The sequence below is a fragment of the Ruegeria sp. SAZA006 genome, assembly GCF_059613465.1.
The window spans coordinates 207,359-228,165 of the sequence record NZ_JBXWSO010000006.1 but is presented as its reverse complement, the minus strand read 5'-3'; the positions used below and the strand labels follow the sequence as shown (position 1 = coordinate 228,165).

The 20,807-nt window shown below is 60.8% G+C and carries 22 protein-coding genes and 1 other RNA gene; 10 read left to right on the top strand and 13 right to left on the bottom strand.

Translation table 11 applies throughout. From position 1 onward, the window contains the following. The first annotated feature begins 500 nt into the window (after positions 1 to 500). On the top strand, positions 501 to 3,182 hold the full coding sequence (locus AC2FNZ_RS08250) for an Rne/Rng family ribonuclease (protein WP_496840168.1): 2,682 nt from the start codon (positions 501 to 503) through the stop codon (positions 3,180 to 3,182). Positions 3,183 to 3,221: 39 nt separating this feature from the next. Here AC2FNZ_RS08250 and AC2FNZ_RS08245 read toward each other — a convergent pair whose 3' ends face one another. Continuing rightward, complete coding sequence (locus tag AC2FNZ_RS08245) at positions 3,222 to 3,461, bottom strand: sulfurtransferase TusA family protein (RefSeq protein WP_093961985.1); 240 nt, start codon at positions 3,459 to 3,461, stop codon at positions 3,222 to 3,224. A gap of 105 nt (positions 3,462 to 3,566) precedes the next feature. Between AC2FNZ_RS08245 and AC2FNZ_RS08240 the strand changes: the two genes are divergently transcribed. The 4 genes from AC2FNZ_RS08240 to AC2FNZ_RS08225 all read left to right on the top strand — a co-directional run bounded on the left by AC2FNZ_RS08240 (position 3,567) and on the right by AC2FNZ_RS08225 (position 7,972). Further along, positions 3,567 to 4,319, top strand: a complete 753-nt coding sequence (locus AC2FNZ_RS08240) for a cytochrome c biogenesis CcdA family protein (protein WP_496840167.1) — start codon at positions 3,567 to 3,569, stop codon at positions 4,317 to 4,319. Positions 4,320 to 4,397: 78 nt separating this feature from the next. Then, complete coding sequence (locus tag AC2FNZ_RS08235) at positions 4,398 to 5,672, top strand: hypothetical protein (protein ID WP_496840166.1); 1,275 nt, start codon at positions 4,398 to 4,400, stop codon at positions 5,670 to 5,672. Beyond that, complete coding sequence (locus AC2FNZ_RS08230) at positions 5,669 to 7,018, top strand: cytochrome P450 (protein ID WP_496840164.1); 1,350 nt, start codon at positions 5,669 to 5,671, stop codon at positions 7,016 to 7,018. Before AC2FNZ_RS08235 ends, AC2FNZ_RS08230 begins: the two co-directional genes overlap by 4 nt. Before the next feature lie 72 nt (positions 7,019 to 7,090). Beyond that, on the top strand, positions 7,091 to 7,972 hold the full coding sequence (locus AC2FNZ_RS08225; protein ID WP_496840163.1) for a fructose bisphosphate aldolase: 882 nt from the start codon (positions 7,091 to 7,093) through the stop codon (positions 7,970 to 7,972). 2 nt (positions 7,973 to 7,974) lie between these two features. On the opposite strand, the gene AC2FNZ_RS08220 is transcribed toward AC2FNZ_RS08225, so the two are convergent. The 4 genes from AC2FNZ_RS08220 to fumC are packed head-to-tail and all read right to left on the bottom strand — an operon-like array spanning position 7,975 to position 10,426. Beyond that, positions 7,975 to 8,577, bottom strand: a complete 603-nt coding sequence (locus AC2FNZ_RS08220) for a DNA-3-methyladenine glycosylase I (RefSeq protein ID WP_496840162.1) — start codon at positions 8,575 to 8,577, stop codon at positions 7,975 to 7,977. 51 nt (positions 8,578 to 8,628) lie between these two features. After that, the gene (locus AC2FNZ_RS08215; protein ID WP_093961991.1) at positions 8,629 to 8,859 is read right to left on the bottom strand and encodes a ribbon-helix-helix domain-containing protein; all 231 of its coding nucleotides are present in this window, start codon (positions 8,857 to 8,859) and stop codon (positions 8,629 to 8,631) included. Continuing rightward, entirely contained in the window at positions 8,856 to 9,032 is a 177-nt protein-coding gene (locus tag AC2FNZ_RS08210; protein ID WP_496840161.1) for a DUF4169 family protein, read from the bottom strand. The genes AC2FNZ_RS08215 and AC2FNZ_RS08210 overlap by 4 nt, the downstream gene beginning before the upstream one ends. After that, the gene (fumC, locus tag AC2FNZ_RS08205) at positions 9,032 to 10,426 is read right to left on the bottom strand and encodes a class II fumarate hydratase (protein ID WP_170455178.1); all 1,395 of its coding nucleotides are present in this window, start codon (positions 10,424 to 10,426) and stop codon (positions 9,032 to 9,034) included. Before fumC ends, AC2FNZ_RS08210 begins: the two co-directional genes overlap by 1 nt. Positions 10,427 to 10,634: 208 nt before the next feature. Here fumC and AC2FNZ_RS08200 point away from each other — a divergent pair, with 208 nt between their 5' ends. Continuing rightward, positions 10,635 to 11,198: a hypothetical protein gene (locus AC2FNZ_RS08200; RefSeq protein ID WP_170339298.1), complete on the top strand. Its 564-nt coding sequence runs from the start codon at positions 10,635 to 10,637 to the stop codon at positions 11,196 to 11,198. Between the two features lie 41 nt (positions 11,199 to 11,239). Here the strand turns inward: AC2FNZ_RS08200 and AC2FNZ_RS08195 are convergent, their stop codons facing one another. From AC2FNZ_RS08195 to AC2FNZ_RS08160, 8 genes are all read right to left on the bottom strand, one after another. Further along, positions 11,240 to 11,704 carry an SspB family protein gene (locus AC2FNZ_RS08195; protein ID WP_093961995.1) on the bottom strand — a complete coding sequence of 155 codons (465 nt, stop codon included), beginning with the start codon at positions 11,702 to 11,704 and terminating at the stop codon, positions 11,240 to 11,242. Positions 11,705 to 11,780: 76 nt separating this feature from the next. Then, positions 11,781 to 13,055 carry a chromate efflux transporter gene (chrA, locus tag AC2FNZ_RS08190; RefSeq protein ID WP_496840207.1) on the bottom strand — a complete coding sequence of 425 codons (1,275 nt, stop codon included), beginning with the start codon at positions 13,053 to 13,055 and terminating at the stop codon, positions 11,781 to 11,783. A 217-nt stretch (positions 13,056 to 13,272) separates the two neighbouring features. Beyond that, positions 13,273 to 13,704 (bottom strand): ester cyclase, encoded by a 432-nt coding sequence (locus AC2FNZ_RS08185; protein ID WP_496840160.1) that lies wholly within the window; start codon positions 13,702 to 13,704, stop codon positions 13,273 to 13,275. Between the two features lie 101 nt (positions 13,705 to 13,805). Continuing rightward, positions 13,806 to 14,153: a transfer-messenger RNA gene (ssrA, locus tag AC2FNZ_RS08180) on the bottom strand. 34 nt (positions 14,154 to 14,187) lie between these two features. Next, a complete protein-coding gene (locus AC2FNZ_RS08175) occupies positions 14,188 to 14,550 on the bottom strand; it encodes a DUF4345 family protein (RefSeq protein ID WP_093961997.1) in 363 nt (120 codons plus the stop codon). Between the two features lie 64 nt (positions 14,551 to 14,614). Then, the gene (locus AC2FNZ_RS08170; RefSeq protein ID WP_496834263.1) at positions 14,615 to 15,265 is read right to left on the bottom strand and encodes a hypothetical protein; all 651 of its coding nucleotides are present in this window, start codon (positions 15,263 to 15,265) and stop codon (positions 14,615 to 14,617) included. Between the two features lie 13 nt (positions 15,266 to 15,278). Continuing rightward, entirely contained in the window at positions 15,279 to 16,679 is a 1,401-nt protein-coding gene (locus AC2FNZ_RS08165; RefSeq protein ID WP_170338710.1) for a selenium-binding protein SBP56-related protein, read from the bottom strand. A gap of 127 nt (positions 16,680 to 16,806) precedes the next feature. After that, the gene (locus AC2FNZ_RS08160; protein WP_093961999.1) at positions 16,807 to 17,538 is read right to left on the bottom strand and encodes a FadR/GntR family transcriptional regulator; all 732 of its coding nucleotides are present in this window, start codon (positions 17,536 to 17,538) and stop codon (positions 16,807 to 16,809) included. A gap of 85 nt (positions 17,539 to 17,623) precedes the next feature. On the opposite strand from AC2FNZ_RS08160, the gene AC2FNZ_RS08155 reads away from it, so the two are divergent. The 4 genes from AC2FNZ_RS08155 to AC2FNZ_RS08140 are packed head-to-tail and all read left to right on the top strand — an operon-like array spanning position 17,624 to position 20,755. Beyond that, entirely contained in the window at positions 17,624 to 18,415 is a 792-nt protein-coding gene (locus tag AC2FNZ_RS08155) for a DUF2182 domain-containing protein (protein WP_496840158.1), read from the top strand. Positions 18,416 to 18,419: 4 nt separating this feature from the next. Next, positions 18,420 to 19,124: a DUF1326 domain-containing protein gene (locus tag AC2FNZ_RS08150; protein ID WP_093962001.1), complete on the top strand. Its 705-nt coding sequence runs from the start codon at positions 18,420 to 18,422 to the stop codon at positions 19,122 to 19,124. Then, positions 19,124 to 19,651, top strand: coding sequence for a DinB family protein (locus AC2FNZ_RS08145; protein ID WP_496840157.1), 528 nt, complete (start codon positions 19,124 to 19,126; stop codon positions 19,649 to 19,651). Before AC2FNZ_RS08150 ends, AC2FNZ_RS08145 begins: the two co-directional genes overlap by 1 nt. Continuing rightward, positions 19,652 to 20,755, top strand: coding sequence for a dimethylsulfoniopropionate demethylase (locus tag AC2FNZ_RS08140; protein WP_496840156.1), 1,104 nt, complete (start codon positions 19,652 to 19,654; stop codon positions 20,753 to 20,755). It begins immediately after the preceding gene. The last annotated feature ends 52 nt before the right edge of the window (positions 20,756 to 20,807 follow it).

Sequence of the window (20,807 nt, the reverse complement as noted above, 5' to 3'; positions counted from 1 at the left end):
AGCGGCCAGTCCCTTTTTGGCCTTTTGTCCAAAGTACACCCGGTAAATTTGAAGCCAGAGGATGCCCGACCTGTTTGTAGATCGGGCTCCTTTGCAGTTTGCCCATTGTGTTTTCCACAGGACTGCTTTTATTGTACCGGGACGGGACGGGCGCATTTTTGTGCCTGAATGTCCCGAATCATTGAGTTTCGCTGCTTTGCTGCAGGTGGTGACCTTTCCCGCCCGGCCAAGCAGACCGATTGTGCCCCGTTACGGGGCAGTAGAGTACCTGAGCCCGAACTTCGGGCGAAAGGAATAATGGGCAGGCAGCGGCGTGTTCGCGCCTGTCGGAGAAGAACCGCGATGACGCGCGCGCTACGATTGAGTATACGGGCAGGGGGCCGCAGCGCCGATCCCTGCCGCGCGCCGTCCGTAATCGCCCAGACAAGACACCACCCCAGATGCGCCTGTCCGCCTGGACAGGTCAGGACAACGCGTTTGGCGCGGTGCACCAAGGACACATGGCAAAGAAAATGCTTATCGATGCCACCCACGCGGAGGAGACCCGCGTCGTGGTGGTGGACGGAAACAAGGTCGAGGAGTTCGATTTTGAATCCGAAAACAAACGCCAGCTTGCTGGCAACATCTACCTGGCAAAAGTAACGCGCGTCGAACCTTCGCTGCAGGCGGCCTTTGTTGACTATGGCGGGAACCGGCATGGCTTCCTTGCGTTCTCGGAAATCCATCCGGACTACTACCAGATTCCGGTCGCAGACCGCGAAGCCCTGATGGAGGAAGAGCGCGCCTATGCCGAGGCAATGAAGGCGCGGGACGAGGCCGAAGAATCCAAGCCCAAGAAGCGCCGCTCGCGGTCGCGCTCGAAAGCGGCAGAGGTCAAGACGGACGATCCGGTCGAAACGCTGGACGTATCCGCCGAGCCGACAGGCATGGAAACCATCGACCTGCTTGAGGAAGAGGCCGCTGATCAGGATGTGCCCGAAGGTACGTCTCCGATGGAGACCGTCGCTGAAACTCCGGTCGAAGAGCCGAGTGAAGACGCGAGTGACGAACCGGCGGACGAAACGGCCGAAGCCGAAGTCGACGCCGCACCCGCGGAACCCGTCGAAGCAGACGAGCCCGACGCAGATCTAGCCGACGACACCGACGCCGAAGCTGATGAGGCCAAGCCGGATGCAGCGGCCAAGGATGACACAATCGAGTCGGTTGCGGATGATGATGACAGCGAGGATATCCGTCCTCCGCGCAAACCACGCCCGCGCCGCTACAAGATTCAGGAAGTCATCAAGGTGCGCCAGGTTCTGTTGGTGCAGGTCGTCAAGGAAGAACGTGGCAACAAGGGTGCCGCGCTGACCACTTACCTGTCGCTGGCCGGCCGGTATTGTGTGTTGATGCCGAACACCGCGCGCGGGGGTGGCATCAGCCGCAAGATCACCAACGCCGCGGACCGCAAGAAGCTCAAGGAAATCGCATCCGAGATCGACGTGCCTACGGGCGCTGGTCTGATCATCCGTACAGCCGGTGCCAAGCGTACCAAGTCCGAGATCAAGCGCGACTACGAATACCTGCAGCGCCTGTGGGAGCAGATCCGCGAACTGACTTTGAAATCGATCGCCCCTGCGAAGATCTACGAGGAAGGCGACCTGATCAAGCGGTCGATCCGTGATCTTTACAATCGGGACATCGACGAGGTTCTGGTCGAAGGCGAAGGTGGCTACCGCATCGCCAAAGACTTCATGAAGATGATCATGCCGTCGCACGCCAAGAACGTGAAGCGGTACGAGGACCAACTGCCGCTGTTCGCGCGCTATCAGGTGGAAAGCTATCTGGCGGGAATGTTCAACCCGACGGTCCAGCTGAAATCGGGCGGATATATCGTGATCGGCGTGACCGAGGCGTTGGTTGCCATCGACGTGAACTCGGGCCGGGCCACCAAGGAAGGCTCGATCGAGGAAACTGCGCTGAAAACCAACTTGGAGGCCGCCGAGGAAGTTGCACGCCAGCTGCGCCTGCGCGACTTGGCCGGTCTGATCGTCATCGACTTCATCGACATGGACGAGCGCAAGAACAACCTGGCGGTTGAAAAGCGCCTGAAGGACAAGCTGAAGACCGATCGAGCCCGTATTCAGGTCGGACGGATCTCGGGCTTTGGCCTGCTGGAGATGAGCCGCCAGCGCCTGCGCCCAGGAATGCTTGAGGCAACCACACAGCCTTGCCCGTCCTGTCATGGCACCGGTCTGATCCGCTCGGATGACAACATGGCGTTGTCGATCCTGCGTCAGATCGAAGAGGAAGGAACACGCCGCCGCTCGCGCGAGGTGCTGGTGCGGTGTCCGGTCAGCATTGCCAACTTCCTGATGAACCAGAAGCGCGAGCATATCGCGCAGATCGAGGCCCGCTATGGCCTGTCGGTTCGGATCGAAGGTGACATTCATCTGGTCAGCCCTGATTTCTCAATGGAAAAGTTCAAGACGGCCAGCCGGATCGTTCCCGAAGCGTCTGCGCCGGTGGTGTCCGCGACGGCATCGCTGATGGATCTGGTGGATTCCGAGGACGAGGTTGAAGACAGCGCCGTCGAGCCGGAACAGGCGGAAGAGGAAGCCAAGCCGAAGCGCAAGCGCCGCCGGCGTCGCCGCAAGAAGAACGGCGGTAACGGCGAGCAATCGGAGGCAACCACTTCTGACGAAGCTGCGGAAGACAAGGCGAGCACCGAGGTGCAACCAGAAGAGTCCGGGACGGAAAAGACCGCTGAGCCTGAATCCGCTCCGGCTGAGGCCGCAGAAGCTGGTGCTGAAAACGTGACCGAGGGTGAAGCGGAGCAGGCCGAGGAAAAACCGGCCAAGCCCAAAAAACGTCGGGCACCGCGCCGCAAGAAAACGGTCGAAGTCGAAGAGGCGTCCGCGCCGGAACCCGAGGTGGCGAAAGAAGCGCCTGCCGCTGAGGCTTCCGCTGCTGCAGACAATGCCCCCGAAGCGCATGCTGAGGAGCCGGTTGAAGCGAGTGAACCCGAGGTAGCGGCAGAAGTCGAAACGCCCGATGCCGAGCCCGTGGCGGAAGCGCCGGAAGCGGCAACGGAAGAAAAAGCCGAGGACACAGCAGAGCCGGTGCTTGAGACGGTAGCGGAAGAACCCGAGCCGTCCCCGGCCAAGCCCAAGCGGCGCGGTTGGTGGTCTCTGGGCCAATAAGACAACAAAGGCGGACAGTATTGTCCGCCTTTTTTTCTTTCAGGTCCCGCCGTTTTTCCGAATGAGATAGACGTGGTGATCCGCAGCTTCTTCCATCCCGATCAGCTCGTGCCCGGACTCCGAGCAGAAATGAGGTACATCGACGATTGCGGCCGGATCGTCGGCAAGGACCCGGAGTAGGGAGCCCGCAGGCATGGCCTTGAGCCGTTTGCGGGCTTTCAGGACGGGCAGGGGGCACAGTAGGCCCAATGCATCCAGGGTTTCGGCTTCTTGTGTCATGGCTCTCAGATATTTGCACCGTGCACGGCTGTCCAGCCGGCAACCACGAGGATGTGACCGAATGGCCCCGTGACGCGCCCCATTGGATATCATATGTGCAGTGGCATGTTCGGAATCGATATCATCGACGCGGGGCTGCTGCCCGCCATGTTCATCGCGCTGGTCGGCGGGTTGATCAGCTTTCTGTCGCCCTGCGTTTTGCCGATCGTGCCGCCCTATCTGGCCTATATGAGCGGCGTGACCATCCACGAGATGCAAGATCAGGCGCAAGCCCGGCGCAAGGCGACCCTGTCGGCGCTGTTCTTCGTTCTTGGACTGTCGACGGTATTCCTGCTGCTGGGCTTCACGGCCTCGGCCTTCGGCGCCTTCGTGCTGCAGAACCAGGAGCTGTTCGCCAAGGTCTCGGGTCTGGTGGTGATCGTCTTCGGCCTGCATTTCCTGAACGTGTTCCGCATTCCGATCCTGGACCGCGAAGCGCGGCTCGAAACCGGGGACTCAGGCGGCTCGGTTTTTGGGGCTTACATCCTGGGGTTGGCTTTCGCATTCGGCTGGACCCCGTGCATCGGCCCCCAGCTGGGCGCGATTCTGTCGCTGGCCGCGTCCGAGGCCTCGGTGGCACGGGGCACGCTGTTGCTGGGCGTCTATGCGGCGGGTCTGGGCATACCGTTCCTGCTGGCTGCGATGTTCCTGAACCGGTCGATGGCGGTGATGAACAAGCTGAAACCGCATATGGGAACGATCGAAAAAGTCATGGGTGGCTTGTTGCTGGTCGTCGGCATCATGCTCGTGACAGGTCTGTTCACCGAGTTCAGCTGGTGGCTGCTTGAGACATTCCCGGCATTGGCCACTCTGGGCTGACGCGGCGCCCGGTCGCGATGATCGGGCCTTACCTTGGCCACATCGCTGCGCTAACCTGCCCGCAACAAGGGCAAAGGCATGAGCAGTCAGGTTCCGCAATCTGGGGTACAACGACGCCGGGTGTTCTATATTCCCGGCTATGATCCGATCCATCCCCGCCGCTATCGCGAACTCTATCGGACAGAGGGGCGCGCGCAGTCAGGGATTTCCGGGTATCACTTGGAGGTCTCGGCCAAGACGGGCGATGGCCCCTATGGCTGGCAAGTCCGGTCGGAGCAGGACGGGGCCGAAGTGCATGCGGATGTCGAGGTTCTGGTCTGGTCCGACCTCGTGCGCGAAAGCATGGACAGCTCGATCCCGGCGACCTATTGGCAATTGCTGCGCACGGCGTGGATCTACATCTCGACCGGCACGTTGTGGCGGCTGATGCGCTTGCGCAAGGGGCCGGTGATCGCCGCACTCTATCCGGTGGCGATGTTGCTGGGGCAGTTGGCCCTGGCGGGATTGGTCTTCTACGGAGTGGCAATGTTGTCCGCGTCCGCAATGCATTGGTTGGCTGAAGCTGTAGAAGGACCCGCGCTGTTCGGACCCTATTTTGCGCCGCGGATGTATCTCAGCCTGGCGCTTGGCATGTTGGCGGGATGGTGGGTCTTGCGCTGGTTCCGCAAGATCGACAACCGCCTGTTCGCCTATTACCTGATGCACGACTATGCCTATTCAGCGCGGCTGAGGGGGGAAACGCCGTCCGAGTTGCAAGCCCGGCTGGACGCGTTCCGCGCCTTGATCGCGGAGGCGCTGCGGTCGTCGGTCGATGAGGTTCTGGTGGTGGGCCACAGTTCCGGCGCGCATCTTGGGGTCTCGGTTCTGGCGGACCTGCTGCGGCGGGGCGAGGTGCCGCCGGATGGCCCGGTCCTGTCTTTCCTGACATTGGGGCAGGTGGTGCCGATGGTGTCATTCCTGCCGCGGGCCGATCAATTGCGCGCCGACCTGCAGTTGCTGTCGCAGACCGAGCAGTTGACATGGGTCGACGTCTCGGCACCCGGGGATGGCTGCGCCTTTGCCCTATGTGATCCGGTTGCTGTCAGCGGCGTTGCCGGGCCGGGCAAACGCTGGCCGCTGGTTCTTTCGGCCGCTTTCACGCAAACCCTGTCGCCCGAACGCTGGGCCGCGCTGCGCTGGCGATTCTTCCGTCTGCATTTCCAGTATCTGTGCGCGTTCGACCGGCCGGGCGACTATGACTACTTCCGCATCACCGCCGGGCCGCTGACGCTGGGCGCACGGTTCGCAGGGCGCGCGCCCTCGAAATCGCGGATTGAGCTGGCGGTGTCCAAGTACCGATCGGTGCGCGCATGACACCGCCCAAGCCACCCGCCAGACCGGACAAGGTATCGCTGTGGCAATACCTGCGCCTGTTCCGACGCGACATCCTGTCGGCCCAGCCGCAACGCCTGTACCGCGCCTGGATGGCCGAGTTCCGCACCCCGTTCTTCCGGTCTTACCTGATCAACCAGCCCGAGCTGATCGACCGCGTTCTGAAACACCGCCCCGAGGATTTCCCGAAATCCGGCCGGATCAGCGAAGGCCTGCGCCCTTTGCTGGGCCAATCGGTATTCCTGACCAATGGCGCGACCTGGGAGCGCCAGCGCCGCATCATCGACCCGGCCTTCGAGGGCGGACGGCTGAAGCAGACCTTTCCCGCAATGCTGGCCTCGGCCGAGGCTTGCGCCGAACGCCTGCGCGACAAGACAGGCGTGCCGGTCGAGATCGAGGAGATCACCAGCCATGCCGCCGCCGACGTGATCTTTCGCACCTTGTTTTCAGTCCCGATCGAGCACGAGATTGCCGCGCAGGTGTTCGAGAAGTTCCGCGCCTATCAGCGGCAGCAACCTCTGCTGAACCTGGCGGCTTTCGTGCCGCTGCCCGGCTGGGTGCCCCGGTTCCACGCGCGCAAGACCCGCGGTGCGGCAGCTGAAATCCGCGCCTTGATCGCCCGCCTGACCCGCGAGCGGGCTGCGCAGATCGGTGCCGGCACCGCGCCCGACGATCTGGCCACCAAGATCATGACTGCGCCCGACCCCCTGACCGGGCAGTGTTTCAACACCGATGAGATGATCGACCAGGTGGCCATCTTCTTTCTGGCCGGGCACGAGACCAGCGCCTCGGCCTTGGCGTGGACGCTGTACCTGATGGCCGCCTATCCCGACTGGCAGGAACGCGTAGCCGAGGAAGCCCGCGCGCAGAGCGAAATCAGCTTTGCCAGCATGTCCAGACTGCGCATCAGCCGCGATGTGTTCCGCGAGGCGCTGCGCCTCTATCCCCCGGTGCCGATGATGGTGCGCGAGGCCACATGCCCCGAACGCTTCCGCGACCGCGACGTGCCCAAGGGCGCCCAGATCGTGCTCAGTCCATGGCACCTGCACCGGCATGAACGGCTGTGGGAGGACCCCGACGGCTTTGACCCGTCCCGATGGGCGACCGAAAACGGCAAGGCCTGTCAGCGGGCGGCCTTCATCCCGTTTTCCGCCGGGCCGCGCGTCTGCACCGGGGCGGGGTTTGCGATGGTCGAGGGGCCGTTGATCCTGTCGACCCTGCTGCGGCGGTACCGGTTCGAACCTGTCGAGGGCCGCACCCCGGTACCGGTGGCGCATCTGACGGTCCGGTCGCGCGATGGAATCTGGCTGCGTGCGGTTGAGCGCTAACAAACTATCATCGCCCCGCGCCATGCTGTATGCGGTTGGAAAAGCGGAATCATTACTGAACGGGAAAGTGTTATGTCCAAGGCTGAACAGCGCGAACAGATGATCAACGGTGCGGGCTTCATCGCGGCTCTGGATCAAAGCGGCGGCTCGACGCCCAAGGCGCTGGCGCTGTACGGGGTGGAGCCGTCCGACTATGGCTCGGACGAGGAGATGTTTGCCGAGATCCAGAAGATGCGCGCCCGGATCATCCTGGCCGATGACTTTACCCGCGACAAAGTGATCGGCGCGATCCTGTTTGAACGCACGCTGAGCGAGGAAATCGACGGTCGCAAGGTGGCCGATTACCTGTGGTCGGTCAAAGGCATCGTGCCGTTCCTCAAGATCGACAAGGGGCTGGAAGACACCGCAAACGGTGTTCAGCTGATGAAGCCGATCCCGGGCCTGGCCGAGACGTTGGCCAAGGCCGAAGGTGTGTTCGGCACCAAGGAACGCTCGGTCATCCACGAGGCCAATGCCGAAGGCATCGCCGCCGTGGTGAAACAGCAATTCGACGTGGCCCGCGAGGTGATCGCCGCCGGCATGGTTCCGATCATCGAGCCCGAGGTGAACATCAAGTCGGACACCAAGGCCGAAGCCGAAGAGATCCTGAAAGCCGAAATCCTCAAGAACCTCGACGAGTTGGGCGAGGGGCAGGACGTCATGCTGAAACTGACCCTGCCCAGCAAGGCCAATCTGTATGACGAGGCCGCCGATCATCCGCGTGTTCTGCGGGTGGTGGCGTTGTCGGGCGGCTATTCGACCGACGAGGCCTGTGACCTGCTGGCGCAGAACGGCAAGATGATCGCCTCTTTCTCGCGCGCGCTGACCGAGGGGCTGTCGAAACAGCAGTCGGATGCCGAGTTCAACGCGGCCCTTGGCAGCAATATCGACAAGATCTACCGCGCCTCGGTCTGAGATCAGACCGGTTTGATGAACGAGCGGCGCATCTGCGCCGCTTTTTCGCGCATGGCGCAGCCGGTGGCGTGGTCATTCACCAGCCCCATCGCCTGCATGAAGGCAAACACCGTGGTAGGGCCGACAAATTTCCATCCGCGCTTTTTCAGATCCTTGGACATGGCGACCGACTCGGGCGAAGTCGAGGCCGTCTGCGGCGCAGGAGGGGTCTCGGGCTCGAACCGCCAGACATAGGCCGCCAGCGAAGCGGTTTCAGCCACCAGCTCCTGCGCGCGGCGGGCGTTGTTGATCACTGCCTCGATCTTGCCGCGATGGCGGATGATGCCGGTATCTTGCAGCAGGCGCTCAACGTCAGCCTCATTAAAGCCAGCCATCACGTTGAAATCAAACCCGGAAAAGGCTTTGCGGAAATTCTCGCGCTTGGCCAGAATAGTGCGCCAGCTGAGGCCGGACTGGAAGCTTTCAAGACAGAGCTTCTCGAACAGGCGCTGGTCGTCACCTACCGGATAACCCCATTCATTGTCGTGATAGTCGAAAAACTCCGGCGCGGCCTGACACCAGCCGCATCGCGGTTTGCCATCCGGGCCGGTCACGAGATTGCGCATCGAATGTACCCCTTTTGTTCACCATCAGCCTAGACACCGACGGGGATCAGATCAAGGGCTGCGATCGGGTGATCGGTACCAGTTCAGAACAAAGACACGAATGGCCGACGCCAATCCGGTCTCGGGGTCGCGCGCGACATCAATTTCCGAGGCCAAAACATTGATAGGTAGACCTTTTGCCTTGGCGATGTCCCGAAACGCCTGCCAGAACTCGTCCTCAAGCGAGACCGAAGTGCGGTGCCCCTTGAGGGTCAGCGAGCGTTTGACGGGCGGGCCGCTCATTCGTCCAGCTCGTGATTGTCCAGATCGCGGCGGGCTTTGTCCGAGCGGGCCTTGTCCAGCTGTTTGTCCGCCTTGCTGCGCCCGAACGCCGCCGCGTTCCGGTCGGCGTGGGCCTTTTTCTCGGCCCGCGCCTTTTCCTTGCGATACCGGTTCAGATTGACCGGCTTGCCCATCAGTCCTTGGGCCCGATCATCTGCTCGGGGCGCACGACGGCGTCAAAGGTCGCCTCGTCGACGAAGCCCAGCTTGATGGCCTCTTCCTTCAGCGTGGTGCCGTTCTTGTGCGCAGTCTTGGCGACCGTGGTGGCGTTGTCATAGCCGATGGTGGGCGCCAGGGCGGTCACCAGCATCAACGATTCTTTCATCAGCTTGTCGATGCGCGCCTCGTTGGCCTTGGTGCCCAGCAGCATACGCTCGGTAAAGCTGTCCGTCGCGTCGCCCAGCAGCTGGATAGACTGCAGCAGGTTGTAGGCCATCATCGGGTTGTAGACGTTCAGCTCGAAATGGCCCTGGCTGCCGGCGAACTTGATCGCGGCGTCGTTGCCCATCACGTGGGCTGCGACCTGGGTCAGCGCCTCGGCCTGGGTCGGGTTGACCTTGCCCGGCATGATCGACGAGCCGGGCTCGTTCTCCGGCAGGATCAGCTCGCCGAGGCCCGAGCGCGGTCCCGAGCCGAGGAAGCGGATGTCGTTGGCGATCTTGTAGCAGCTGCCCGCAACCGTGGCCAAGGCGCCCGACAGGAACACCATGGCGTCATGAGCGGCCAGCGACTCGAATTTGTTGGGCGCGGTGACGAAGGGCAGGCCGGTGATTTCGGCCATGTTGGCGGCGACGGCCTCGGCCCAGCCTTTCTGGGTGTTCAGCCCGGTGCCGACGGCGGTGCCGCCCTGCGCCAGCTCGTAGATGCCGGGCATGGCGGCATTTACGCGGGCGATACCCTGACGGATCTGATGGGCATAGCCGCTGAACTCCTGGCCCAGGGTCAGCGGAGTCGCGTCCTGCGTGTGGGTGCGACCGATCTTGATGATGTCCTTGAATTCCGCGGACTTCTGCTCGAGCCCGGCGGCGAGCTTCTCCAGCCCCGGCAGCAGCTTGTCACGCACGCTCATCGCGGTGGCGATGTGCATGGCGGTTGGGAAGGTGTCGTTCGACGACTGGCCCATGTTGCAGTGATCGTTCGGGTGTACCGGATCCTTCGAACCGATCACGCCGCCCAGGATCTCGATCGCGCGGTTCGCGATGACCTCGTTGGCGTTCATGTTCGACTGGGTGCCCGATCCGGTCTGCCAGACGACCAGAGGGAAATTGTCGTCGAACTTGCCCTCGATCACCTCGCTGGCGGCCTGGATGATGGCGTCGGCGATGCGTGCGTCCAGCTTGCCGGTGGCCTTGTTCTGCATGGCGCAGGCCTTCTTGACCACGCCCAGCGCGCGCACGATGGCGACGGGCTGCTTCTCCCATCCGATGGGGAAGTTCATGATCGAGCGCTGCGTCTGCGCCCCCCAATACTTGTCGGCAGGAACCTCGAGCGGGCCAAAACTGTCGGATTCGGTGCGGGTCTGAGACATCTGTCACTCCGTCTGGTATGCAGTCGCATGCCGTTTAACCGCAGCAAAGCAATGGTGCAATCGGCCAGTTGCGCGCACCTTAGTCCGAAGGGCAAAAAAGGTATAGCCATGCGGTGTGCGTCACTTTTCTTGGTCGGTCACAGGGCCGTACCATTGTGCCCGTTCCCGGCTGAGCTAAGATAAAGAAGGCAACCGCGGAGAAAGAACCATGAATCGCTCAGACCGGACCTCATCTTTCGCGCTAATGGCCCGATGGCTGTCGGTACTGGCGATTGGGCTTTTGTTGGCGTCTCCAGGATGGGCGCAGGACATCGGTCCCTTTGTCGGCGACTATGTCGGATCTGCCGACGTGGTGGATGCGGACGGGTCGTCGACCCCGCGCGACATGAGCGTTTCGATCGCAGAGACCGGCGAAGGGTTCGTGGTCAAATGGAAGACTACCACCTACAAAGCCGACGGTCGGGTGAAAGAACAAAGCTTTTCGGTCGAGTTCCGACCTTCTGATAGGAACAACATCTATTCCGCAGCCATGAAGCGGAATGTCTTCGGTCATGAGGTTCCGTTGGACCCAATGAAGGGTGAGCCTTTTGTCTGGGGGCGGATCGAAGGGGAAACGCTGACCGTCTTCTCGCTGTTCATAGATGAGGATGGTGGGTACGAATTGCAGCAATATGACCGGACGCTGGCCGAGGGTGGGCTGAACCTATCCTTTTCTCGGTTTAGAGATGGACAGAAGTCGCGCTCGGTCGAAACATTCCTGAAAAAACAATAGGCTACGCCCAAAAAAGCGAAGCCTTGTCCAATGGATGCGAACTACTTGCGGAAGCTGTCCAGCGATACGATATCCGCATCATGATGCGGCTCGTCTTCGGGTTCGACCTCGATCGACTCGGCATCGATTTCCGCCGGGTCCTCATCCTCTTCGTCCGAGCTTTCGAAGCGCAGGCCGAATTCGACCGAGGGATCGACAAAGGTCTGGATGGCCGAATAGGGGATATACAACGGCTCCGGAGCGTCACCGAAATTCAGCGTGATGGCAAATCCGTCCTCGCCCACCTCGAGATTTTCGAACCAGTGCTGCACCACGATCGTCATCTCATCAGGGTAGCGTTCGCGCAGCCAGTCAGCGATTTCGACGCCGGGCTCACGGGTATCGAACGTGATGAAGAAATGGTGCGCGCCGGGCAATCCGGTTTCGGAAACGCGCTTCAGAACAGTCTTGATCAGCCCGCGCATAGCGGTGTGCATCAAGTTGCCGTAGTCAATGCCTTGCGACATGTGTCATCCTCGAAAGTGGTTATCCCAAGCATAAGGGATTTGATCGGAAACGAAAGAGCGGGTTGCGTCTGATTGTTCAAACCAGATGCAGGATTGCGCCTGCTCCTATCATGATGCCCAGCGTCATTGCCAGACCGGTTTTTCTTATGAAAATCAAGACTCCGGCAAGGGACGTCAATCCAACGGCTGCGATGTCCAAGGTCGAAAAAAACGGAATGGGTAGTGAGATCGGACCAATCTGGACTTCTCCGATGGTTCCAAACAGGACATGCAGTCCGAACCACACCGACAGGTTGAGAATCACACCGACGACCGACGCGGTAATTGCGCGCAATGCGCCCGACAGTCTTGGTCTTTGTGCTATGACGTCCAAGTAAGGCGCGGCAACGAATATCCACAGGAAGCACGGAACGAAGGTCGCCCACAGCGCAACGACCCCGGCTGCCAGCGCAAGGGACATCCCGCCCGCCAACTGCCCGGCGAGCATGGCGACGAATTGCGTGACCAGTATCAATGGGCCGGGGGTGGTTTCTGCCAGTCCCAGCGCATCGATCATCTGATCGGTAGAGATCCATTGATAGTTCTCGACGACCGTCTGGGTCATGTAGGCCAGCACCGCATAGGCCCCGCCGAAAGTGACTACTGCCAATCGTGCAAAGAACCAGCCCAGATCGCTTAGCAACGTCTGGCCGGAAAGGGTCAACAACACCAGCGGAGCCAACCAAAGAAACAGCCAGAGCGCTGCGGTCCGCGCGGGCCGAGCCAATGCGGTATCGACATTCTGTGAAACCGAAGGCTGCTCTGAAGGCTTACGTGAAAAGCCCCAGACAGCCGCGGCCAGAATGATCAGGGGGAAAGGTAGATTCAGAGCGAAGATCGCCAGGAACGCCAGTATCGCAAGAATCCCGGGCTCTGCCCCAGATAGAGTTTTGCGGGAAAGATTGAGCACCGCCTGGAGAACGATCACGATAACCGTGGCCTTGATCCCGAGAAATGCAGCCTGGACCAGGGGAAGGTCTCCGTAGGCAGCATACAGGCCGACCAGCACGGCTATCACCAGCGCTCCGGGAAAAACGAACAGGCCGCCGGCAATCAGCCCGCCCGGCACGCCCCGCAGCCGCCAGCCGGCATAGGTGGCCAGTTGCATGGCTTCGGGGCCGGGCAGCAACATGCACAGCGACAGCGCCCGCAGAAAGGTCTGCTCATCCAACCATGGCCGCCGTTCGACCAATTCTTGGTGCATCAATGAGATCTGTGCCGCGGGGCCACCAAATGAGAGGAGGCCAATTCGGCCGAAAACCCGAACCAGCTCTGACAGTGAGGGTTTCAATACCGGGGCTCCGTCACGCATGCGTCGGTTGCGGCGGTCCACGGGTGCCGACCCCATCCGATATCCGGAGCATAGGTACTGATCCGACCACCAGCGATCATTGAAACTGCGCAGCCATGCCATGTGCCCCTTTGGATCTGGAGACATGCGAACCCGGGCTGCCGCCGGGCAGGGCGTTCACATGCTGACCCCGTGTGCTCTTGCTACTCGGGGTCAGCACGCGCGGTCAAGAACCGGTTCAGGCCCAGTCCAGCCGTTGTCCTGTCATGCAAACAGGCAGAGTGTCCTGCGGGAACTGGCCGAGCTGTTCAAACAGGGAAACGAAGTCGAACTGGTTGTAGGCTTCGACCATCTTGTCACCTTTGAAGCGCGCCATCACTTGGCCTGTGACCTCCAAGGGCGCGCCGTTGTCCGCCCGCGAGGTCCGCACATGCAGAACGGCCGACGCCCAATCGCCGTTTTCGATAATTTTGGGCAAATCCACCTGAATTTCGCCCAGAACGTGCCGGAAGGCCATGACCAGGTCGCGAAAGTCGTTCGCGCCGACCTGCATTTCGGGTATCAGCCCTTCGGCCATCGTTTCCGGGGCAAAATACTGGTCGATCGCGTCAATATTGCCTTTTTCCCAGACCTCGGAATACCAGGCCCTGAGTATCTCTGAATGAGTCATCCCAACTCTCCTGTCTGTCTTCCGCTACTTTGAATGACAGGAGTGAACAGTTTCTGAATGGCGGCCAAATTCGGCGCAAAAACTCAGACAAAATCTAGGGAAATGCAGGTTTCTGTTGCCAGGTACCTGCGAACCCCGCCTTACGCGGCTAGGCGCAAGGACTTAAGTTTCGGTCTGGTTACTGCTTACGCAGCAACGGCAACCGGAGCACGATTGTCATTTGCAATTGTACTGTTTTCGCCGGTAACGGTGGCAGACAGCCGGGACAAAGCTAACCCCTTTAGACGTTCGTCGATCCTGTTTCGGCCCCATGATCCCCAAATGAAGGATGTATGGTGGAGCCGCCGGGTACCGCCCCCGGGTCCGATCCGCTTATTACGAGCGCGTTTATGTCCATAGTCCCGAAGGACAGCATTTATATAGGTGAGGATTTTTGCGGATGCAAACCCCCAAAGCGCGAGACGATCGCGATTTTTCAACCGTTCACGCGGGCTTGGAGAGGTTGGCTGCGATCAGCCAGATCGCCAGCACCAGCTCGATTCCGCCGAAGGTCAACGCTTTGGCCAACGGTGGATTGTCCAGCAGTACGGACACGAACCGACCCAGCGCCGCGCCCGCATAGACGACGCCCAACATCGCGTAGGCCATCGGGTGATTCAGCCACAATACGGCGATGCCGGTCACGACAAACAGCCCGCCGACCGAGGCCCGCATCTCGCTGAGGCCCATCGTGCTGTTGGTGGGCGCAAGGTCCAGCGAGGCCGCCGTCCAGGCCGGGGCCAAAAAGCCGAACAGGCCAAAGCCGATGGTCAGAAGGGCTGCGATGATGTTGAGTGTTCCGGTCATGGGGGCCTCGCGTTTCAAATGCCTGTCCGTCGAACCTAATCTGTTTCGGGGCAGGGGGAAGACCTCAGATTGCGGCCCAGAAGCCGAGCACGCCCACAAGGATCAAGCTGAGCGCCCAAACCATTTCCAGGTTGAACCAGCTGCGCGACAGAAACTGCAGGCCCAGCCAGCGATAGACCGCGAAGGCCAGCGCACCGCCGCCCAGCATCATTGCGCCGGTATGGACCGCGGCCACAGCCAGAACCAGCAAGCCATTGGTGCCCATGATCTCTGAAACGGCTCTGTGGCCGGTATCCAACTCGTCCAGCCCGCACAGACCCAGATAGATCGGGACAAGCATCAGCGCCGCACCATGCGCCAGAGCCACCAGAAACGACCACAGCGCCAGCCGACTGGGCGGAACGCGCGCCAGAAACCGTGGGTGACGACGGGTGATCGCAATGTAAAGGCCCATGGCGATCACGATCAGGGCCGCTCCGATCCGGATTTCGCGCTGATAGTCTACAAGGATGGTCATCAGCGCAAAGGGCAGCAGCACGCCCAGCATCGCCAGGAAATGCCCGCCCGCCAGCGCTGCCAACGCGCGCCAGAGGGCGGATTGGCGTTGCTCCATCAATGCCGCCGACACGGCCAGGGGCCAGCCCATACCGGGGTTCAACCCGTGATAGGCGCCGCTCAGAACAACGGCCAGCCAAAGGCCGGCCGTCGATGTCATCAAGACGTCCAATTCAGACCGAAGGGTAGCAGAAACTGTCGGTGGAGCAGTCTCCTCCCTCAAGCCGGATCTGGTGGCTGCGATACCCTTTCGGGAAATCCACCCAGAAATCCTTGTCCAGTGTCAGGCCGCCTTTTTCGCCCACATCCGCCTTGACCATCGCAGCGCCGCGATCGCCGGGATAGAATTGGTCATCCCATGTGGAATAGAGCGAATTGGTCCAGTAGACGCGTTTGCCGTCGCGGCTGATCTCGACCATCTGCGGGCCATAACCAAAGTCCTTGCCGTTGGGATGCTTGGTTTTCTTGACGATTCCGCCGATCTCGACCTTGCCGGCCAGCTTGGGTTTCATCGGGTCCGAAACATCGTATTGGTGCATTTCACCGGTGCCCCAGCACGCGACGTACAGATATTTGTCGTCCAGACTCAGATCGATGTCGGTCACCAGCGGCGGCACCGCCGAGAACCCTTTGAGTAGATCGGGAAGATCATTCGGATCAGCGGGTTGCGGATCGATCGTGATGGTCTTCTTGGCCTCGAAGCTGCCATCCTTGTTGCGCCACCAGGTAAAGATCGCACCCTGAAGATTGGTGGTGTCGACCACCACGCCGCAGAACCCGTATTGTTTGACCGGGTCATGCGCCGGCCGGATTTCCAGCGCCATCTGGTGGTTCTCGCCCAGGTCGATGGTCTGGATGTTGGTGCGGTCGCGCAGGTTCCAGAAATGGATCCGGTGGCCATATTTGTTCGACAGCAGATCTTCGGCCACGATCCCGTTTTCGAATTGCGGGGGCAGACCCCATTCGGAACTGACCATGTAGTCACGCGGCAGGTTCCACCAGAAATCATAGTGCTTGTCCTGCACGCCGCGCTCGATCTCGTAACGTCCGATGATGTCGAAGGTTTCGCAATCCATGATGAAGATGCCCGGAGGCCCATCGGTGCCATCTGGTCCGCCGCCGCCCAAGGTGCTGACATAGATACCTTCGGGTCCGCAATGGATCGTGTGGGGGCGGGAATACCCCGTCTTTGCAAAGACTTCTTCGGGTTCGATGATCTTGTGGATTTTGGCCTTCAGCGGCTCTTTCACGTCAATCACGTAGATCCGGCTGGAACGGATACCGGGGATGATCAAGTACCGGCGCTCAAGAAAAGCATGGCCGGTCAGCGGAGACAGGGCCGAGGAACAGGCGTTCCATCCGAAATGGTGAAACTCGTCGCCCTTGTTGGGCATCATCACCTTGTGAACGATCTTGCCATAATCGCCCGAAGTTGGGTCGACATTCACAACCGCCAGGCCATCGGGCTGCGAAAAATCGGGGCTGAGCATCAGCGTAAAGGCCAAGGTCTCGGGCGGGGCCTCCATGGCCATCTTGGCGGATGGATAAAATGTTGGATCCGGTCTTTTGTTCATAACGTCCTCCCGTAAGTCATTGAAAATCAATTTTATTGAGAGTGCCGGTCTTCCCGCCGGATGATGGTCTGCCTGCTCGAGTGTCCTTTCCGTTGATGTGATGCGTCAAGAAGTATTCAGAGTGTCTTCAGGCCGGTTTCCGGCGACGTTCGGCCACGTCATGGGCCAGGCGGCGGGTGTAGGTTTCCAAGTCGACCAGAGCTGCGTCGACTGTTTCGGCGTCCTGCGCCTCCAGCGCGTCGGCGATCTTGCTGTGCAGGCGGATGATCTCTTCGCGCGAGCGGGCGGTGAAGGTGATCATGTTCATCAGGGGCTGCATCGCCTCGACCGCTCCGGCCAGTTGATAGGACAGGACAGGGTTGCCCGCACCATCGACCAGCGCCCGGTGAAAGGCCACGTCCGACGCACAGAAGGCCTCATCCGTCAGGCCGGGCTGCGCCTGCCGGAAGATCTCCGCGCGCATGGTGGCCAGTTGATCGGCGGTGCGCCGTTGGGCGGACAAGGGCGCGCAGGCCCGCTCCAACGCATAGCGGGCCTCGCAAGCGGTGTCGAAACTGACCTCGTTCATCGACAGCAGCAGCGTCGAAGTCGTGATCTGCTGGGAATAGGCGTCCTGGAAACTCAGCCGATTGACGAAGGCACCCCCCGTCGCGCCGCGCTGGGTGCGGATTAGCGATTGCGCCGCCAGCCGTTTCAGCGCCTCGCGCACGGTGGGGCGCGACACCTGGAACTGGTCCGCCAGTTCGGATTCCGAGGGCAGGCGCTCGTCCACGATCAGCTCTCCTGATACGATGGCATCGCGGATGGCTTGGGCGATCTGTGCAGACAGGTCGGTGCTTCTCTGAGGATCGATTTTCATATTCTGCAGGCCGCCGTGAAAAATTTATTTGTCTGACATTTAAAAGTCTGACATTTGAAAAGCAAGCACCGAGTCGGGAGGGAACATGAGTCGGGCACTTCTACGCAACGGTTTGTGGCTGGGCTTTTTCGTCCTGATCCTGTGGGCCTGGTGGGTGATGTACACCATGAGCCGCGACATGGGCGTCGATTGGATTGGCCGACCCGGGCCGATGGCCGAAGCGATGCGTGCGATGGATCCCCGCATGGACATGTACATGCCGATGGCCGAGTTCGGCCCGCTGTTCGTGATGTGGGCGATCATGATGGCCGCGATGATGCTTCCGACGTTGGTTCCAACACTGAGAAGCTATGAAGATTTGATCCAGAGCGCCAATGGAACAAGGCTCGGGTGGGTCGGCGTTCTGTTGGGTTATTTCGTGGTCTGGGCCGGGTTCGCCGCGTTGATCACAGGTGTTCAGCTGGCGTTGCTGTTCGGGGGCGTGATCGACATGCTGGGCATTGCCAAATCTCCGCTCTTTGCTGCCGGTCTTCTGATCGCCGTCGGCGCCTTTCAGTTCACCCGAGCCAAGGAGGTGTGCCACGGGGTGTGTCATGCACCCATGACCTATTTCCTTGGACACTGGCGCACCGGATTCTCTGGCGGTCTGCGCATGGGGCTGGGGCTTGGCGCCTTTTGTGTCGGCTGCTGCTGGGGGTTCATGGCGCTTGGCTTTGTCGGAGGCGTGATGAGCCTGCTGTGGATGGGTTTGGCGACCCTGTTCATGGTGTTGGAGAAATTGCCCCAGATCGGTCATGTTCTGACACGGCCGCTGGGTTTCGCTTTGATTGCAGGTGGCCTTGGGCTGCTGATCTACCCAATTGGATACGGAGGATAAGCCGATGGCAAAAAACAGAAAACCCGATGCCGACAAGCTGCCGGTCAGTCAGCGAATTGACAGCCGGATGCCCAATCCCAAGCGCCGAGAGATGAGCCCGACGGACTGGGCCATCAAGGGTGAGCTTATTCTGAACTGCTCCTGCGACGTGTTCTGCCCCTGCGTGGTTTCGCTTGGGGCGCATCCTCCGACCGAAGGGCATTGTCATGCCTGGATGGGCGTGATCATCGACGAGGGACACTATGAAGGTGAGGACTTGTCGGGTCTGAACGTCGGTCTGCTGGTCGATATTCCCGGCCGGATGGGCGAAGGCCAGTGGAAGGTTGCCGCTTACGTGGATGAGCGCGCAAGTGGCAAGGCGTACAACGGTCTGCTGCAGATTTTCAGCGGGCAGGCCGGTGGAACCACTGGGCTGTTCACGATGCTGGTGAGTGAAATCATCGGCGCCGAGCGTGCTCCGGTGCAGATCGAACGCGACGGCAACAAACGCCGCATCGTCATCGGCCGCAAGATCCAGGGTGAGATCGAGATGCTGGCAGGCAAAGACCCCGAACATCCTGTCATGGTTTCGAATTCCAAATATTGGATGGGTCCGGACATCATCGTGGCGCGTGGCACCAAGTCGAAGGTGCGCGACTATGGTCGTGTCTGGGATTTCGGCGGCAAATCGGCCGAAATCTGCCCGATCGACTGGCACGGACCCAAGTGATGATCACCGGCGCCTATGCTCGGCAGATGGCCCGCTATAACCGCTGGCAGAACAGCCAGTTGGCGGGTTTTCTTCAAGAGCTTTCGCCCGAGGAGTTGATCCGCGAACGCGGCGCGTTTTTCGGGTCGATCCTGGGGACTGCCAACCATCTGCTGTGGGGCGACTGGATCTGGATGTCCCGGTTCGACAAAGGGCCGGGGCCTGAAAGCAATCCGCACCGCAAGGGCGGCGGTATTCACGAAAGCGTCCACCTGTGCCCGGATCTGGCGCACTGGCTGCTGCTGCGCGAGACCATCGATGCGCGGATCGATGCTTGGGTTGAAACTCTGGGCGACGAGCCGATCTCGGGTCCGTTTACTTGGTATTCCGCGGCAAAAGAAGAAAACATTACATTACCTTACGCCGTTTGTGTGATGCATTTTTTCAATCATCAAACGCATCACCGGGGACAAATCCACAAAATGCTGACCGAGGCCGGGTCTGAGGCTCCGGTCAGTGATCTCGTTTTCTTGCCCGAGGAGGTCTAAGTGCCACAGATTTCTTTGTCGCGCCGGTTGCGGCGCACGCCGTTCTCCGACGGGGTCGAGGCGGCCGGTGTCAAAGGCTATACCGTGTACAACCGGATGTTGCTGCCGACGGTGTTTGAAAGCGTCGAGGCCGACTATCGGCATCTCAAGACCCATGTGCAGGTCTGGGACGTGTCTTGCGAGCGGCAGGTCGAACTGCGAGGCCCCGATGCCGCGCGGCTGATGCAGATGCTGACCCCGCGCGACCTGCGCGGCATGTTGCCGGGCCAATGCTACTATGTGCCGATCGTGGACGAAACCGGGGGAATGCTGAACGATCCCGTGGCGGTGAAACTGGCGGATGACCGCTGGTGGATTTCGATCGCAGACAGCGATTTGCTGTTGTGGGTCAAAGGCTTGGCCAACGGGTATCGACTGGATGTTCTGGTGGATGAGCCGGACGTGTCGCCTTTGGCGGTGCAGGGACCCAAGGCGGATGACCTGATGGCGCGGGTCTTTGGCGACCGGGTGCGGGACATCCGCTTTTTCAAGTTCGACATGTTCCAGTTCGAGGGGCGTGATCTGGCGATTGCGCGGTCGGGCTATTCCAAACAGGGCGGGTTCGAGATCTATGTCGAGGGCGGCGACATCGGCATGCCCTTGTGGGATGCGCTGTTTGCCGCCGGAGAGGACCTGCAGGTTCGGGCGGGCTGCCCCAACCTGATCGAGCGGATCGAGGGCGGGTTGCTGTCCTACGGCAACGACATGACCGACGACAACACGCCCCATGAGTGCGGTTTGGGCAAGTTCTGCAACACGCATACGGCCATTGGCTGCATCGGGCGGGACGCTCTGCTGCGGGTGGCCAAAGAGGGGCCGGTTCAGCAAATCCGCCCGATCGCGATCGAGGGAGATGCGGTGCCACCCTGTGATCGGCCGTGGCCGGTCTATGGTGGCGGCAAGCGCGTGGGCCAAGTGACCTCGGCCACCTGGTCGCCGGATTTCCAAACCAACGTGTCGATTGGTATGCTGCGGCTGAGCCACTGGGAACCGGGAACGCAGGTCGAAGTCGAAACGCCGTCTGGAATGCGGACTGCAATCGTGCAGGACAAGTTCTGGATTTGAGCCGGAAAGGGCGCACGGGACGCGCCCGGGAAGTATTTGGGCCAGATGAGAG